We start from the raw sequence: 17,636 nt of genomic DNA, 5'->3' as shown, positions 1-17,636 counted from the left end.
CCCGATGACAGAAGCACACACAACAATACGCAGTGTTCACGCCTTAAAAGAACAACAAAGCGTAGCTACGGCCGACAGCATTAATCAGGCACTGACAAACACCGACGGCTTCGTGTTTGTATTTTACAGCCACCCCAGCATTTACGTGGCCAACAAACTGCAACAAGGCGAAAACGGTAAACAGGCCTGCAATGACTGGTTAAAAGGTATTAATGAAGTCTTAATGGCACAGCGTAAAAATCGCCGTCGTGTGCGCCTGTTGTGCGTGCAAGATGCCCTGGAGCACGGCAGTGAACTTAACCAACAAACGAGTTTAACTGCCGAGCAGCTTAGTGACTACCAAGCAGAAGTAAGTGACTTAGAGCTTATGGCCGGCCACCAACTGGTATTGCAAAACGACGACATTATGCAGCTTATTGAGCGCTTAGAAGCGTCGACCCTGCGGTTGTCAGAGCAGGCGTACCGTGTGGCTGTGAATGTTGAGGCCGTACTGAATGCAAATAACGAAACAACAGCTCGCATTTCAAGCGGCAATAACGATTTAAACTCAGTAAAAGAAGAAAATGAACTGCTGTTATTGCAGCTGCAGCAGGTTCAGGAAGAGCTCGAAAAAACATACATAGACAAGAAAAGCAATGACGCGGCCAACAAGTACCAACAGCGCATTGAAGAGCTTGAAAGTGAAAACCAGCTGCTTATGCAGCAAGTAACAAACCAGCAAGAGCCCGCTCAGTCAGACATAAAACCGGAGCAAGTAAAAGAGCTGGAAGAAGAAAACGAGCTGTTATTGTTACAACTTCAGCAAGTGCAAGAAGAGCTGGAAGCCTACTTTATAAAGTACCAGGACGCGCAAAAAGAGCTGTCTAAAGTTAAGTCTGAATTTAACCAAATGCGCGACCAGAAGAAAAAAGTGAAAGAAGAAAACAATAAAATTCTAAAACAGCTGTTAACCACGCAAGAACAAGCAGCGCAACTTACTGAGCAACTGGGTTACGCACAAAGCTACCAGAAGAAGTTTAAAACCGAACAGCAAAAAGCGAATGAACTGCGTAACGGCTTGGCAGCAGCACAGCGCGAACTGCAAGAGTTGCGCATTAAATACACCCCGAAAAAGCCGTTGTCTAAAGGCGCCAAAGTGAAACAAAAGCTATTGCGCCGTAAACTCAATAACAACGCTTTGCCTAAATGGCTTAACGAACAAATACAGCAAGTAGAGCACTCGCCCCTGTTCGATCGCAACTGGTACTTAAGCCAATACCCTGACTTAGCCAGCATTAATATTGACCCGGCTGAGCACTTTGTGCGTTATGGCGGCTTCGAGAGTCGCAGCCCAAGCCCTGATTTTGACACCGAGTTTTACGTGAAAAAGTACCCCGATGTGTTAGCCGAGGGCATGAACCCCTTACTGCACTATATTTTGCACGGTGAAGCCGAAGGGCGTTTACCAAAAGCGGGCAAATAATTGGGGCGGAATAACAAGTTATGAACAAAATAGACAAGCAGCACCCGTACTCGAAAATCAATTTCAATAATGTGGTGTACCTAGGTGCGGGTAATGGCGATGGGTTAGAAGAACTGATTAACGCATTAAATGCCAAGCACTGGACACTTATTGAAGGTAACGAGAAAAAAGCTAGGCAGCTTGCAAGTACTGTCAGCCAGTTAAACAACAAAAGCGATATTAACGTTAAACAAGCGGTTGTTTCAGCAAAAGGCGGAGAGCAAACCTGGTATAACTACAACCTCAATGAATTTAGTGGCCTTAAGCAAGCCAGTGGTTTAAAAGAGTTATTCCCAGGCTTAAAACTGCAAGGCCCACAACCAATAGAAACCGAAGCGTTAAGCACGCTGCTGGCTGAAATAAGCGGTAAAGACGCCGGTGGCAATAACGCCTTGATAATTGACTTACCCGGCTACGGAACCGAACTAATTAATGCCCTGCAAAATAGCGGTGAATTGCAACGTTGGTCCTTCCTGGCTATTACTGCGCCAGAGTCTGTATTATTTGACCAGGGCGATGACGTAGAAAAGCTACAACAAAAATTAACCGACTTAAATTATCATACCCGCGGTGAGACTGGTGACGACCCTGATTTTCCGGTGCTTTATTATGTAATGAGCGAGGCGCAGCGGAAATTAGTGGCTGAGCGTGATGCGGCAGTTGCTGAAAAAGATGAAGCTTTAGCTCTTGCTTCGAGTAGGAGTGAAGAGCTTGACGAAGCCAAACAAAAAAATGCGGAATGGGTTAGCAGCTTAAAATCAGAAAAGAAAGACCTTGAGCAAAAGCTTCAAGAATCGTGGAAGCAATTAAAACAAGCTCAAACTCAAGCTCAGCGATATAAAAATGAGAGCGATGAATTACAAAAGAAACTCGAAGCTACGGAAAAAAACAGCGAACAGTTAGCAAAATTGAACGAGCGCATGGACTCTATGTTTGAGCAGCAGCGTTTGCAATTAGAGCAGGCGATTAATGCGCTCGGGCAGCATATTACACAAACGTCAAGCCAGCAGGTTACGGAGCTTAAAGCGCGTTTGTCACTAGAACGTAGCTTTGGTAGAAACCTAGTTGAACTTAGCGATAATAATTCCAACCTTAACGAAATTACCGCGGTTAGCCTAACGCAGCAGCTTGAAGAAAATAGCTACGATTTAATTATTGAGTTCGGCGCAGGCAAATCGACCGAGTTTTTGGCTAACGCAATAATAAATAACCATAATCCTAATCGTCAGTTAGAAAATAAGTCTGCTTCTAACGACTTTAGTGCCAGCGATTTTGACTTACCACAACAGGTTTTAAGCTTTGAGTATGACAAGAAGCAGTTTAATGCGGTTAAAAAGCGTATTGAGCAGAACAATCTGCAAAGTTTGGTGGATTTAAAGTACACACCACTGGTGCCAACAGAACATAGTAGCCATCTATTTTATGATTGTGCTCGGACATTAACTAATGTAGCCAATTTGTTAGAAGGGCGTGAAGCTAAAGTACTTATCGTAGTAAACCCTTCATCAGAGCAAAGCGGGCTGCATTACGAGTCAACTTTGTCAGTAATACTAGGCTCGCTTTCAGCGTTGCAGTTAGACATTCTTCTGAACAATAGTATGGCTACAAAAGCACTACAGCAGGATTGGAGTCAACTTCTTAAGTGTAGAAGTTTGCCGTCAGAAGAAAAAAGAGGCAACGGTGTCTATTTGCTAAGGATTAACCCATGAATTTGAAGCGTCCTTTAAAACTTAATTTTAACTCAGACGAAAAACTACTCGAGCCTAAAGGTGCTGATGCTAGCAATTTAGGTAACGCACATGATGAAATGCGACAATATGTTGATGAGGTCGAAAAAGAAAATAGTGCATTAAAATCTGAATTAAGCGTTCTTAAGGAAGAAAATGAACGACTAAAAAATAATTCACAAAGTTTGGAAGGGCTTAATCAGAATTTGACAGAATTGAAGTCCAGTTTATATGAAAACCAAGAAATAAGGCAAAAGCAGTTAAAGTCCTACATTCATAAAAATATGGAGGTTTTGAAGTTTTTTATAACTAAAGCGTTGACTAAAAATACAAAACAGGTTGAAAACTTCCTATCGCTAGAACGCTATCTAGCGGAAGGTGAGATTCCTCTGAATTTCCATGGCTGGCCAATAAGTCCTGATATTGCATTGATGATGGCAGGGATGTTCAGGAATATACATATTGACTATGTTATTGAGTTTGGAAGTGGTACCTCTACGGTATTATTTGCTAAGTTTTTTCAAAGAACAGATTTGCGTGATAAAGAGAATCGTATTTTAAGTTTTGAGCATGACAATAGGTATTTAAAAGAAACCAAAAACTCAATAGAGGAGCATGGCGTCGGTAACCTTGTTGAGTTATATTATGCGCCGTTAAAACCGCTAGCTTCAAGCGATAGTAAGCGGTTGTATTATGATTGTAATGCTAGGCTAGAAGAATTCAAAAAGCGTATAAATCAAACTAAGTCTCATATTCTTATTTTAGTGGACGGCCCTCCGGGGAATCTGGGGGAGCAAAGCAGATTCCCCGCTATGGAGGTGATTTTAACTTACCTTTCTGATCACAAGTTAACTTTTGTTATTGACGACTATCAGCGGGATGATGAAAAGGAAATGGTAAACCGATGGGCCGAGATTCTAAATAAACATAGTTTGAGTTATGAGCTAGAAGAAATCGAGCTTGAAAAAGGTGGAGCTTTATTAAGGGTTAACTAATTATGGACGATGCTTTGTATTTTATAAACGGACTTGAACGGGTAAACAAGATTATTGATTATAACCCACGATATGACTTGCTCTTAGGTGAAAGGCTTAGCAACCCTTGGTATGACAAAATCTTTAGGAACTCTAAATTAGATGAAACAGAGTTAAGAGCTTATATTGACCGGCGTGTAAGAAACTCGCGAAAAATATACGAGTTGAGCCAAGAGGTTACAGAAGAAAATGTCGCTGGTTTTTTCCCAACCCTAAATAATAAAAGGGAAAGGGACTTTCTAATACGCAACTTATCTGACGCTTCATATAAAGCTAAAATACCCGATATATCAGAGTTAAGTGTTGTAGACTGCGATCTCAAGGAAGCAACGAATGATTCCGGCTTAATAGATAACCTGGTTGACTACTTGTTAAGTAAGAAACACATAAGTCTTAGCAATATACATCAATCAATCAGTTACTTTTTCTCTTTTAGAGTGGCTTCAAACACACTCTCTACATTTAAGGGGCTCTCTCTTTTCGTCTTGGCGAATGATCATTCTCCAGTACCTGTGGCATTTTGGGCTGCGGCGAAAAACTTAGGGATAAAGACACTATATGTTCAGCACGCTGAGGTCACAGAATCGTTTCCTCCACTTGATTTTGACTTTGCTATTTTAAGAAACCGAGCGTCTGGTGAGATTTATAAGAGAATAGAAAAAAACCATTGCCAAATGGTATTTGGAGCAAGAGAGTCACGGACAATCGATATTAATAGTTTAATGGCTAGAAGGAATATCGTTGAGCAAAGAGAAGCTAATTGTGTTGTCATTTACCTGACTGCAATATTTAACAGTGAGAATGTCACTAAATTAGTAAGAGCACTTAAAGCATCGACTCATATTGAACATGTTTCGATAAAGCCTCATCCGTCCTTTTGGAAAGTACACGATAGCAATATATTTCAAAATGTAGCTTTATTAAGCGACCATGTAGATACGCCTCATATTGCGGTCTGCGGTAATAGTTCAGTAGTATTAGAGTTACTTGAAAAGGGAAACGTTGTCGTTCAGGATTTTAGCCTTGACGACATCAAGCTCGACTATTACGGCTTTGTCCGTAACGGTTTAGTCAAAGAAGTGAATGTTAAAGCTATATGCCAAGGTAACGTGGAAGCGCTAATTGCTGAAAATAGTATTGAGGCTCTGAGTGAGTACTTACCGCATCTTAACAATAAGCGGAATAAACTGGACAAGTGCAATTTCACTGATTTCATATCAAAATTAAACACTGTATATTTCAATAACGAAAGCAGAGCTCGTATAAGAACGAGTCCTGTTTTTTATATCTCTGTAGTTCCATTATCATTTTCTCGAATTATCAACAAGCGCACTGATTCCTGGCTAAACGAGTTACCTCAGATCACAATACTGAATGTGGCTTTCGATAATAGAAACGTAGATTTATTAGAGTTTTTCCCGTTAATTGACTTTAATGGCACTAAAACAGCTTTAAAGTTCTGGATGCAGTCTAAGCGTATTGAGTGGAACGGGTACCGCCCTGATAATTCTGACCTTAAAGCAATGATAGGATTTGCTCTCGAGAACGCCTGTGAGAGAAGGTTGAAAGGCTGGCTAGAAACAAAAGCTTTCGATATCGCGTTACGAGCGAATAGTCATGAGAACGTAGTTAAGGTTTTGACTCAGAGCAAGCTTTTTAGTCTTAAAAAATCACCGGCAAATAGAATTGTTAGCTTTAAAAAATACATTGCGACTCGTCCAACTGACGAACAGAAAAAGCTTAGTTCATACCTTCCCTCAGATGCTGAACTAAGCTCGCTTAGTAAACTAAAAATAGAGCTTCAAGGAACAGAACCAGGAACTGAGGCTGATTTTAATTATCGAGAACTCGAATCAAGGTTTATGAAAGCTCATGCGTCAATCGAAGATGATTATAAAAATTTCGTTATTTCCGCCTATAATAATATACGCGGCCGTGAGAAACTTATAGATGTTAAATACAATCAAGTACAAAGAATGTCGCTGATAGATCGAGTCAAAGATGCATTAACATTAAGAAAAGGTTTTTCATTTATTCGACTCAGTGACGGAGAAGGATTCATTTTCCGTGAACAGTCGGTTTTTTTTAATGAAGAAGATTCACTAAATCGTCAAAGACACTGGTGGGGAAGAGAATTAAGTGAGTCTCACGAAACATTATTGAGAAGTCGACTACTTGAAGCTGTAACGAATGCCGATCTACTTGGGATACCATCGGTGTACCGTTTTATTAGAGATCACTCCGATAAAACTAAAAGCTTGTCTCAAAGTATACAGGGAAGGGGGTTGTTGTCAGTATTATCAGCGATTCAAACGATTGATACGCCTGATAAACTTTACACTGATGACAAAGCAAACACTGCGGTTTTTAAGAATGTTGAGATTTTAAATAACCTTAATAACCTAGCGAAGGATACTATTCTTGTAACTTCAGGAAGAGAAGAGATCCTTGCACAATTGTTCGAGGATAAATCGAAACTCAAATTTATTCAGGTACCAACTCATCAAAAGACGTCATCGAATACTAATTACGTGAAGGGTGACCTACCTTTACCTTATCATCTAGACGAGCTTCAAGTAGAATTAAAGAGGATAGTTACGGGAGGCTCGCTGGTTTTAGTCGGAGCTGGCGTTGCAGGAAAAGTTTTCTGCGATATTGCAAAACAGAATTCTGCAGTGGGCCTTGATTTAGGTAGTGTGTTTGATGAATTAGTGGGTGGTGGCATCCATTCATTGTTTTAAAGGGAGTTTATTTTAAATGTTAAGTGGTTCAACCATTCTAGTTACAGGCGGTACAGGTTCTTTTGGGCATAAGTTTATCCCTATGACCCTTGAGAAGTTCAACCCAAAAAAAATTATTATCCTCTCCCGCGACGAGATGAAGCAATGGGAAATGGCGAAGCTGTTTGAGGGCGATTCGCGCGTGCGTTTTTTCATTGGCGATGTGCGTGATAAAGACCGGCTCTATCGTGCGCTTGATGGCGTTGATTACGTCGTCCACGCTGCTGCGACCAAAATTGTTCCTACCGCAGAATATAATCCGTTTGAGTGCATTAAAACAAACGTTGATGGCGCCATGAACCTTGTCGATGCGTGTATTGATAAAGGTGTTAAAAAAGTGGTGGCACTATCGACCGATAAAGCCAGCAGCCCGATTAATTTATATGGCGCAACAAAATTAGCGTCCGATAAACTGTTTGTGGCGGGGAATCACTACGCCGGCGCCAACCGCACACGCTTTTCGGTTGTTCGTTACGGTAATGTGATGGGCTCCCGCGGCTCAGTGATACCATTTTTTATGTCGATCCGTGACAAAGGCGTTTTGCCTATCACCGACGATCGCATGACGCGGTTCATGATTTCGCTTGAGCAGGGCGTAGAGCTTGTTTGGCATGCCTTCGAAGATATGGTGGGCGGTGAGATTTATGTGAAGAAAATCCCGTCCATGAAAGTTACAGATACTGCACGTGTCGTGGCACCTGAAGCAAAACAGGAAATCGTGGGCATTCGCCCGGGTGAGAAATTGCATGAGCAGATGATTGGTTTTGAAGATGCTCCTTATACCTATGAATACCCGGAGCATTACAAAATACTGCCGGCAATCAACAATTGGGATAAGGATGTTGACCGCATTAAGGACGGACAAAAGGTGCCCGAGGGCTTCACCTATTCCAGCGATAATAACGTTGAGTGGATGTCTGATGCGGTTTTACAGCAATGGTTAGACAGTAATTACGAGCAAATCGGTAAAATCTGATGATACCCTATGGCAAACAAGATATTCAGCAACAGGACATAGATGCCGTTGTCGATGTGCTGCAGTCTGATTTCCTTACGCAGGGGCCCAAAGTACCGGCGTTCGAGCAGGCGGTGGCGAATCACGTCGGCGCTGAATACGCGCTCGCGGTGAACAGCGCTACATCAGCACTGCACATTGCCTGTCTTGCTCTGGAGCTGGGACCGGGTGATGTGTTGTGGACCACGCCCGTAACGTTTGTTGCCTCGGCTAATTGTGGTCTTTATTGCGGCGCTGACGTTGACTTCGTTGATATTGACCCAAACACTTACAATATCAGCGTCGAGGCGCTGAAAGCCAAATTGCAGCAAGCGGCTGCCCGCGATTGTCTCCCTAAAATGCTGGTTGTCGTGCACTTATGTGGGCAACCCTGTGAGATGGCGGCAATCAAGGCGTTAGCTGACCAATACGGTATCAAAGTGATTGAGGATGCGTCTCATGCTATCGGCGGTAAATACCGGGGTGAATACATCGGTAACGGTCAATACAGTGACATTACCGTTTTCAGTTTTCATCCGGTAAAAATCATCACCACCGCGGAAGGCGGAATGGCGCTGACCAACAGCAAAGCGCTTGCGGAAAAAATGGATTTACTGCGCAGTCACGGCATCACCCGTGACCCAGACAAAATGACACATGAAAGTCATGGGCCGTGGTATTACCAACAGGTTGACCTCGGGTTCAACTACCGCATGACAGAGCTCCAGGCTGCGCTGGGACTCAGTCAGCTTAAGCGTCTGGATGAGTACGTCGCAAAACGCCATGAGCTGGCAGCAACTTACAATGAGTTGCTAAAGACGTTACCGGTAACGACACCGTTCCAGCACCCGGACAGTTACTCAGGTCTGCATCTTTACGTTATCCGTATACAGCGAGACAAGATAGAGCGCTCTCACCGAGAAGTCTTTGACTCATTGCGCGCGCAGGGTATTGGTGTGAATTTGCATTATATTCCGGTGCACACCCAGCCGTATTATCAAAACCTGGGGTTTGTGGCAGAAGACTTCCCCAACGCGATGGCTTATTACCAGGAAGCCATCAGCCTGCCGATGTATCCCAACCTGACCGACGACGAGCAGCGTAAGGTGGTTTCGGCGCTAAACGAGGCGATGTCGGTATGACGGTCGCGGTCATCCCGGCCCGGGGCGGAAGTAAACGGATCCCCCGCAAGAACATCAAACCCTTTTGCGGCAAACCGATGATAGCTTGGTCCATTGAGGCCGCGCTGGCCAGTGGGTGTTTTGATAAGGTCATCGTCTCAACGGATGACGATGAAATCGCCGCGGTTGCTCAAGCGCACGGTGCCTGGGTGCCGTTCAAGCGCCCGGTAAATTTGTCCGATGATTACACCGGCACCACCGATGTGATAAAGCATGCGGCACAATGGCTGGCAGCTGCGGGTTATGAGAACAATTATCTCTGTTGTCTGTACGCAACGGCACCGTTCATCCGTGCGGAGGATTTGCGACGGGGCAAGGGCGTGATGGATGCTTCAAACCCGGATTACGTTTTTTCGGCGACAACGTATGCGTTCCCAATCCAGCGGGCGTTAAAAGTTGATGAGCAGGGGCTGGTATCGATGTTCCAGCCCGAGCACTTTGCCACCCGCTCGCAGGATTTAACGGAAGCCTGGCATGACGCCGGACAGTTTTACTGGGGGACGCGAGCTGCCTGGCTTGAAAAACGTCCGATTTTCTCTTCATCGGCCCGGCTCATCGAGCTTCCGCGACATCGTGTTCAGGACATTGACACGCCGGAAGACTGGGCGCGTGCCGAATGGCTGTTCAAAGCCATGCAGGCGGGACAATGAAGGTCGTCTTTCGGGTCGACGCGTCTTTTGAAATCGGCTCAGGGCATACCATGCGCTGCCTTACCCTCGCCGATGCACTGAAAGGTGGCGGACATGACTGCGAATTTATTGTACGTGAACAGCCGGGTCACTTGATAGCCCAGATTGAGGACAAAGGCTATCTCGTCCATGCGTTGCCCTTACCTGAGTCAGCCACCGCTATGCCTGACGAGTACGTCCACAGCCACTGGCTCCCGGGAGGGCAGCAACAAGACAGTGAGGACACATTGGCGGTATTACAGCCGAATGGGTGTGACTGGCTGGTTGTTGACCATTACGGTGTCGGCGCGCCATGGGAAACACGGCTTCGAAAAGCCTGTCATCATGTGCTGGTCATCGATGACCTGGCTGACCGGGCGCATCAGTGTGATATCTTACTTGACCAGAATATGGGACGTCGCGCTGACGATTACGACAAGCTAGTGCCAAAAGAATGCGTCCGGTTGATTGGGCCTGAGTATGTACTGCTGCGTCCTGAGTTTGCGGCGTGGCGGGAGAAAAGCCTGAGCCGGCGTCGTCAACGCACGGAGCTTCGCCAATTATTAATCAGTCTTGGAGGGGTTGATAAGGACAACGTCACCGGTGACGTGCTGGATGCACTGGAAGCCAGCACGCTACCCGACTCGGTGACGCTGTGCGTAGTGCTGGGCCAGCAAAACCCCTGGCGTGACAAAATACAAAAGCAAGCCGCATCATCACGCTTTAAGGTCACCGTCAAACAAGGGGTGAGCAATATGGCCGAGCTGATGAGCCGGGCCGATCTCGCCATCGGCGCCGCGGGCAGCACTTCCTGGGAACGTTGTTGTCTCGGGCTGCCGACCATTATGCTGGTGTTGGCGGAGAATCAAAAGGAAGTTGCAAGATATTTGACTGATCTGGGAGCGGCGATTTCCGTAAAGACTTCAAGCGAAGACAGCCATTGTTTAGCGGTAAAGTTAAACAAGCTCCAGGATGAGAGTTTTTTTAAAGGATTAGTAGACGTCAGCAGCACGCTCATCGATGGTAAAGGTACAGAGCGCGTATTGGATAGATTGGATAGTTTAGAAAAGGTTGAGGGGAGTAAGTAGTTATGCTGGAATTTAATGGCGATAAGCTAAGGCCAATGAAGGCGAGCGATTTAAGTATGGTGTTAGAGTGGAGAAACCATGAAGCTGTTCGGAAAAACATGTATACAGATCATGTTATCTCCGAAGAGGAGCATTTAAGCTGGTTCCAAAGAACATCATCAGACAATACCATTAAACATTTCATTTTTGAGAGCCAAGGCAAACCTATAGGGTTTGTTTCATTTAGCCAAATTGATGAAGCCAACAAACGCGCCCATTGGGCTTTCTACTCTGGTGACTTAAGTACGAAAGGGCTCGGAAGCCGAATGGAGTTTTTGGCACTTACGTATGCTTTCGATGAATTAAGGTTGAACAAGCTATGTTGCGAAGTACTTGGCTTTAATCAGCCGGTTGTGAAGTTTCATCAAAAGTTTGGGTTCGAAATAGAGGGGAGCTTAAAGCAGCATCATATTAAAGACGGTGCGGCTCATGACGTCATTCTGCTGGCTTTTTACAAAGATAAGTGGCCGCATGTAAAAAAAACACATTTAGAAAAGGTAAAAAATGTCTAACGCTGTATTAGTGACCGGCGCAACGGGTGGGCTGGGTTATGCCTTGTGCGATGCCTTTCATCGTAAGGGCTATAAGGTTATAGGAACGACTCAGCAAAAGAATAAAAAAATTAATCAGGTCGAGAAGTTAGAAAGGCTCGGCATTAGCGTTTATGAGTTGGATGTTACTGATTTCGGTGGTTGTGAAAAGTTACTTGAACGCCTATCCCAAAGCGGAATATCAGTCGGCATTCTCATTAATAATGCCGGAGTGACGGACGATAAATCATTTAAAAAAATGACGCCTGAACAATGGGGAAAAGTGATTAATACCAACTTGACAGGGGTGTTTAACCTTACTCGTGTCGTTTTGCCCCAAATGATTGAAAGAGAATATGGACGAATCATCTCAATATCATCCATTAATGGGCATAAAGGTCAATTCGGCCAGGCAAATTACGCAGCGAGTAAGTCAGCGCTTTATGGTTTTACAAAATCGTTGGCATTTGAGGTTGCTAAAAAAGGCATTACAGTAAATACGGTATCTCCGGGCTATCTCCGTACCGATATGACCGACGCAATGAGTCCGGAAATACTGAATCAAATCATCGACGAAATTCCGTTAGGGCGACTTGGCAGAACTGAGGAAGTAGCACGTTTGGTTGAGTTTCTTGCAGATGAACAAAGCTCGTTCATCACGGGCACAGATTTTCGTATCGATGGCGGCCAGCATTAAAGGGGGATGTATGAAGATTGAAGGAAAATTAATAGGGGAAGGCGGCCCTTACATAATTGCGGAGCTATCAGCGAACCATAACGGCAACATCGAAACGGCGTTAAAAATTATATCTGAAGCAAAAAAGGCTGGTGCGGATGCGGTTAAACTGCAAACGTACCGCCCGGACACCATCACTCTGGATTGTGATGCACCTGAATTTAGAATCGAAGGGGGGCTTTGGCACGGCCGAACGCTGTATGAGCTTTACGAAGAGGCACATACGCCTTGGGAATGGCATAAGCCACTCTTTGAACATGCCCGTAAAGAGGGTATTACCATGTTCAGCTCACCGTTCGATAATACGGCTGTTGATTTACTGGAAGATTTAAATGCGCCGGCATACAAAATTGCTTCCTTTGAAGCAGTAGACTTGCCTCTGATTGAATACGTTGCCAGCACCGGCAAGCCGATGATTATTTCTACCGGTATGGCGAACGACGAAGAAATACAGGAAGCGATAGATGCAGCGCGTGGTGCCGGCTGTAAAGAGCTGGCTATTTTACATTGCGTCAGTGGCTACCCAGCACCGGCTGAAGATTATAATCTGAAAACGCTGGTGGATATGAAAGAGCGGTTCGGTGTGTTGACCGGTTTGTCAGACCATACGCTGGACAACACCACCGCCATCGTTAGTGCTGCGCTCGGCGCAAGCATTATTGAGAAGCATTTTACGCTGGACCGAAACGGCGGTGGGCCGGATGACAGCTTTTCATTAGAGCCTACGGAGCTGGCGGCACTGTGTCGTGACACGAAGACGGCCAAAGCGGCACTTGGAAAAGTTGACTACGGGCGCAAGTCTAGCGAGCAAGGAAATGTCAAATTTAGGAGGTCACTATACTTCGTAAAGGAAATGAAAGCTGGTGATGTCATAACGGAAGATTGCATTCGGAGTGTCAGGCCCGGGTATGGGCTACCGCCTAAAGAAGCTCAAAGGGTTTTAAATAGAGTGTTAGGAAGAAGTGTCAGTTATGGTATGCCAGTGAGTTTTGATAGCTTATTGGATGAGAAGGTTTAAAATGAAAGAGTTAGTTCTGCATATAGGGTTATACAAGACAGGCAGCACATTTCTGCAACGCGAAATTTTTCGTGGCAAATTTTATACATTTGACAAGTCTCCCAACAATACTAACGTTGATAGAGAGCAAGATGAAAAAGATAAATCTAATTTATTGAGAAGGTTCTTTACTACAAATAAAGATATTCCAATTGAAGAAATATTCAGTAATTATCGTTTTGACAGCCTTAATGTTATTAGCCATGAGTCTCTTATAAATATCCCTTGCTTTGACGACCAGTTAGGAGAAAAGGATAGTTTGAGTTTGTTTTTCTCGAAGCTTCAGGAGTTATTAATATACCTTCGGAGTATCGGGGTCACTTTAAAAGTTTTTTGTGTTTTTAGACATCAGCCAGATTGGTTAGCATCTTGGTACGCACATACTTGTTACAGATCAAAGCACCCTAGCCAAGAGGACTTTGATAAAAAGTTGGCTTTCTTGCTGGCATCAGAATTTAATAATACACCCGTTCTCTTCTTCTCTTCTTGGATAGAAAGCTTAAAAAAACTTTTGGGGAGTACTAATGTACTGGCTCTGCCATACGAGAGCTTAAATGAGATCTCCTTCCAAGAGCATATATCTCAGTTTATAGGCACCGATATAGGCTGGGATGATAAAAATAAAGCGCACAATGTAAAAAGTAGGGGAAATAATGAGTGGAGTGTAACTAAAAGAGCAGACTGGGGTGATTCAAGGAGGGCGTTAACACTCTCTCGAGAACAGGAACGGGCTATCCAAAAAGTTTTCCTTGAATCTAATGAGGATCTGAATGACATAATCCAGTCAACCATACCAGAAAGATACTACAAGCTGATTTGAGCTTTTCTTTCTGGATAGTTTCTAAGAAGGATTAGTATGAATATTTTTGTTCTTTGCACTGGTCGGTGCGGTTCAACAACTTTTTCAAAAGCTTGCTCTGAGATAAGAAATTATTCCTCTGGACATGAAACGCGAACCTCGAAAATTTTAGATGAACGTATGTGTTATCCTCAAAACCATATTGAGGTTGATAACAGATTAAGCTGGCTATTGGGGAGACTTGATAAGACTTATGGTAACGATGCGTTTTATGTCCATTTGCGAAGAAATGAAGAAAAGGTCGTGGAGAGCTTTGAAAAGCGATATGAACGAGGGATTATAAAGGCTTACCGAGGAAGCGGGATTATGCTCGGTCTTAGCGAGAATGTCGATTCTAAAAGTGTCTGCAGGGATTATGTTAGAACTGTAACAGAAAATATAGACTTATTTCTTTCGAATAAATCTAATGTTATGAGTGTCTGGCTAGAGGATATAAAGACTGATTTTCCGGAATTTTGTAATCAAATAGCTGCTGATGTAAGTATTGAGAATGCTCTTGAACATTTTAATCTAACGTATAATGCTTCGAAGTAAATGAATGATAACGGATTGCTTGTAAACACCCGTAGCTTTTAGCTACGATAGTTCTATTAATTAACTACTGATAAAAGCGGTGATGACTAAAGCTCTAAGGCGAAAAGTAGTTTTGTTGAAATCGATATTAATATACTGCTACTAAATTGCAGAATAAAGATTAGGTAACGGTAATAATTAATAACCTCTGTTCCCCCTCCCCTTGTGGCTGTAATAACAAACCACCCCTCATTCCGTAACTTACATTCCTCTTGATTTTTACCATCCCCATAGGGCACTCTTTTGCGATAACAAAAATAAAACCACTCTAAGGAAGGCGATATGCAACAGGGAACCGATCCGCTTGTTATTGACGTTGATGCCGAGCTTGAAGCAACCATTAACGAAATGGAGTCGTTGCACAAAGAAATAGCTGAGCTAGACGGCGCCAATTTAATGGTCGACTGCCAACGTTCAGTTGTCGATAGTATTACCAGTCAGTTTGGTATTTTAGGCGTTGTTGCCAATAGTCAGGACGGTGGTAACGTGACCACCGAACACAACTTCAAAAAGGGCATTACCGCTAACGAGCAAGACCAGCAGCGCTACGACAATTACCGCGATATGAATAATGGTGGTTTTACCAGCGAGGTCCGCAGACAAAAAGGTTACGAAGCCCCAAAAAATGCTTATCGCGACAAACATGTTGGCGATCGAAAGTACGTTAAGGACGGCTACACCGGTAAACGGCTGCATACCGATAAAACACCAGTGGACGTTGAGCACATTGTTTCTGCGCATGAGTTTGAATCGCGTGCAGATACTAACTTATTTTTGAGCCCGCAAGAGCGGGTTGATTTGGCCTCTTCAGACGATAACCTGACTCCGATAAGCTTTTCGGCGAACCGCAGTAAAGGCAGTAAAGCATTTGAGCCATGGGCTGAACAACAGCGAACGGATAACGGCAAAACCAATGCGGAACATTTTGGTGTTAATGCTGAATTGGCCCGCGCTAAAGATAAAAAGTCTCGCGCTGAAATTGAAAAAGCAGTTCGTCGCGGTGCCCTTAAGAAGTACGGTAAGGAACTATTAGCAACAGGCGCTTCTGATGCCGCCAAAACTGGCTATAAAACGGCTACCGGTATATTAATGCAACGCTCAGCCAGTGCCATATTTAATGCATTTAAGCGTGCATTAAAAGAAGGTAAGAACCTATCACTGCGCAGGAAGTTGGCTTTGTTTAAGAGATACGCCAGTGAGGCATTCGAGCAGATAAAAAAGGACTGGAAAGAAATTGTCGACTCGTCTTTTGAGGCGGGCATTTCTGCCTTTTTGTCTAACCTATTAGTGTTTGCCATTAACTACTTTAAAACCTTGTTTAAAAAGGCGGTTGCTATTATCCGTGCGGGCTTTCAGTCACTGGTAAAAGCGGTTCGTCTGCTTATGTCACCGCCTGAGGGAATGTCAAAGCGCGATGCTCGTTATGAAGCGGCAAAAGTGTTTACTGCCGGGGTTATTACGGCATCGTCGTTACTGCTGTCGGAATCCATAGCCAAGCTGCTCCAGGCCACCCCACTTATTGGCCCATTCTTTGCCATACCGACGGGCGAGGACAGCGTAATTGGGGACATGGTTGCTGACGCCTTGTCGTTAATTATTGGTGGCCTGGCTAGTACCGTTGCGGTTTACTTCATCGACCAAATTAAAAACTCCACCCGTAAAAGTGAGCTGCAAATTCAGTTAATGGCGCAGGGCGGGGTAGTCATTAATTTAAAAAGCATTCAGTCGTGGCAGTCGCTGGACAATGCGTATCACCACCTTTTTACAACGGTTGGTGAGATGAGAGAAGACTTGTCAGAGAAACAGCAAAGTATTGAGAAATCTAAAAAACAAACCGACGACGCCGTAACGGGCTTTGCTGCGGCCGTTGAAAACTTCGGAAAATTTGATTGAAAAACACGGGACGCTTAAGGGAATAACACCATGTCGAATGCGGTATTAGCGATAGAAAGTAAAGAAATTGAGGAAATGAACCACGAGCAACTGGCTCAGTGGGCTGAGCAAAAAAGCCGGCAGATTGTCGAGCGCATTGAAACAGCGGTAAAACGTGCGGAAGTTGCCAAGCGTGACGCCGAAGACGCAAAGAATATAGAAATTAAGTGGTATCAGTCGTCAAAGAAGAAGGTTAATGCAACATCGGACGCTCTGGTCAAAGCTAACGAAGCCATTGCCGATTTACATAACTTGGTAAAAGAGGCCATTCAGTTTTCGCAAACCAACACCAGCTTAAGTAATGCTGTACAACAAGCGCTGTCTAAAATGATAGAAGAGGGCATTACCGACGCTAATGGTCAGGTGCGCACAGTATCGCAGGGTGCGACACAGTTTGTTGAGAAGGTGCAGAACGAAGCGTCCCGCTTTGCTACGCGTCAACGCCAGGTAGAGCAGTTGCAGGCAGAGCACGAAAGTAAAGTTGCCGAGCTGCAACAAAGAAGTGACAAAGCCGATGAAGCGTTACGCCAAGAGCTTGCTGAACTGGAAACTCAACATGCCGCTAACCTCGATAAGTTAACCTCGCTTATTGATAACAAAGTGAAAGAGGTGCATGCCCAGAGTGCAGAAAACGATGAAGTACACGATCGTTTGTTGGCTGAGTTGAAAGCGAGCAACGCTGAATTAAGTGAAAAAAGCGACGCTAACGACTCGGAACATACACGGCTGCTGAGTGAGCTGGAAGTAAAGCTCGGCGCTCTACAAGCGCAGGTGGAAGCGCATAAACCAAGCCAGCTGCCTATTGTTGTGTCGCTGTTGGCGTTTGGTTTCGGGGTAGCGAGTTTGGTGGTTGCTTTGTTGTAAGCATCTCACCTGACGTGGAACGGAAAAAGGAGTCTGAGAGTTTATGACGGTTATCATATATTAATACTGTAAA

Annotated in this window: 15 protein-coding genes; all 15 read left to right on the top strand. The window is 44.3% G+C overall.

The annotated features are described in order from the left end of the window. Positions 1-4: 4 nt before the first annotated feature. The 15 genes from CWI78_RS04570 to CWI78_RS04500 all read left to right on the top strand — a co-directional run bounded on the left by CWI78_RS04570 (position 5) and on the right by CWI78_RS04500 (position 17,563). Positions 5-1,462 (top strand): hypothetical protein, encoded by a 1,458-nt coding sequence (locus CWI78_RS04570; RefSeq protein WP_126780701.1) that lies wholly within the window; start codon positions 5-7, stop codon positions 1,460-1,462. Positions 1,463-1,482: 20 nt separating this feature from the next. Continuing rightward, positions 1,483-3,210: a coiled-coil domain-containing protein gene (locus CWI78_RS04565; protein ID WP_126780700.1), complete on the top strand. Its 1,728-nt coding sequence runs from the start codon at positions 1,483-1,485 to the stop codon at positions 3,208-3,210. Continuing rightward, on the top strand, positions 3,207-4,223 hold the full coding sequence (locus CWI78_RS04560) for a class I SAM-dependent methyltransferase (protein ID WP_126780698.1): 1,017 nt from the start codon (positions 3,207-3,209) through the stop codon (positions 4,221-4,223). The genes CWI78_RS04565 and CWI78_RS04560 overlap by 4 nt, the downstream gene beginning before the upstream one ends. 2 nt (positions 4,224-4,225) lie before the next feature. Then, complete coding sequence (locus CWI78_RS04555) at positions 4,226-7,003, top strand: GT-D fold domain-containing protein (RefSeq protein ID WP_126780696.1); 2,778 nt, start codon at positions 4,226-4,228, stop codon at positions 7,001-7,003. Positions 7,004-7,019: 16 nt separating this feature from the next. Then, on the top strand, positions 7,020-8,018 hold the full coding sequence (gene pseB, locus CWI78_RS04550) for a UDP-N-acetylglucosamine 4,6-dehydratase (inverting) (protein WP_126780694.1): 999 nt from the start codon (positions 7,020-7,022) through the stop codon (positions 8,016-8,018). Then, positions 8,018-9,178, top strand: coding sequence for a UDP-4-amino-4,6-dideoxy-N-acetyl-beta-L-altrosamine transaminase (gene pseC / locus CWI78_RS04545; protein ID WP_126780692.1), 1,161 nt, complete (start codon positions 8,018-8,020; stop codon positions 9,176-9,178). Before pseB ends, pseC begins: the two co-directional genes overlap by 1 nt. Further along, complete coding sequence (gene pseF / locus CWI78_RS04540) at positions 9,175-9,867, top strand: pseudaminic acid cytidylyltransferase (protein ID WP_126780690.1); 693 nt, start codon at positions 9,175-9,177, stop codon at positions 9,865-9,867. Before pseC ends, pseF begins: the two co-directional genes overlap by 4 nt. Further along, positions 9,864-10,973, top strand: a complete 1,110-nt coding sequence (pseG, locus tag CWI78_RS04535; RefSeq protein WP_126780688.1) for a UDP-2,4-diacetamido-2,4,6-trideoxy-beta-L-altropyranose hydrolase — start codon at positions 9,864-9,866, stop codon at positions 10,971-10,973. Before pseF ends, pseG begins: the two co-directional genes overlap by 4 nt. A gap of 2 nt (positions 10,974-10,975) precedes the next feature. Then, entirely contained in the window at positions 10,976-11,524 is a 549-nt protein-coding gene (gene pseH, locus CWI78_RS04530) for a UDP-4-amino-4,6-dideoxy-N-acetyl-beta-L-altrosamine N-acetyltransferase (protein ID WP_126780686.1), read from the top strand. Beyond that, complete coding sequence (locus CWI78_RS04525; protein ID WP_126780685.1) at positions 11,517-12,239, top strand: 3-oxoacyl-ACP reductase; 723 nt, start codon at positions 11,517-11,519, stop codon at positions 12,237-12,239. Before pseH ends, CWI78_RS04525 begins: the two co-directional genes overlap by 8 nt. Before the next feature lie 10 nt (positions 12,240-12,249). Then, complete coding sequence (pseI, locus tag CWI78_RS04520; RefSeq protein ID WP_126780683.1) at positions 12,250-13,296, top strand: pseudaminic acid synthase; 1,047 nt, start codon at positions 12,250-12,252, stop codon at positions 13,294-13,296. A 1-nt stretch (position 13,297) separates the two neighbouring features. Continuing rightward, a complete protein-coding gene (locus CWI78_RS04515; protein WP_126780682.1) occupies positions 13,298-14,155 on the top strand; it encodes a hypothetical protein in 858 nt (285 codons plus the stop codon). Between the two features lie 36 nt (positions 14,156-14,191). Further along, positions 14,192-14,728 carry a hypothetical protein gene (locus CWI78_RS04510; protein ID WP_208642033.1) on the top strand — a complete coding sequence of 179 codons (537 nt, stop codon included), beginning with the start codon at positions 14,192-14,194 and terminating at the stop codon, positions 14,726-14,728. A gap of 321 nt (positions 14,729-15,049) precedes the next feature. Further along, a complete protein-coding gene (locus CWI78_RS04505; protein WP_126780678.1) occupies positions 15,050-16,660 on the top strand; it encodes a hypothetical protein in 1,611 nt (536 codons plus the stop codon). A gap of 30 nt (positions 16,661-16,690) precedes the next feature. Then, complete coding sequence (locus CWI78_RS04500) at positions 16,691-17,563, top strand: coiled-coil domain-containing protein (protein WP_126780676.1); 873 nt, start codon at positions 16,691-16,693, stop codon at positions 17,561-17,563. The last annotated feature ends 73 nt before the right edge of the window (positions 17,564-17,636 follow it).

Source organism: Idiomarina ramblicola (genome assembly GCF_003987255.1).
In the GTDB taxonomy this organism is placed as follows: Bacteria; Pseudomonadota; Gammaproteobacteria; order Enterobacterales; family Alteromonadaceae; genus Idiomarina; species Idiomarina ramblicola.
This window is presented reverse-complemented; position numbering and strand designations above follow the sequence as displayed.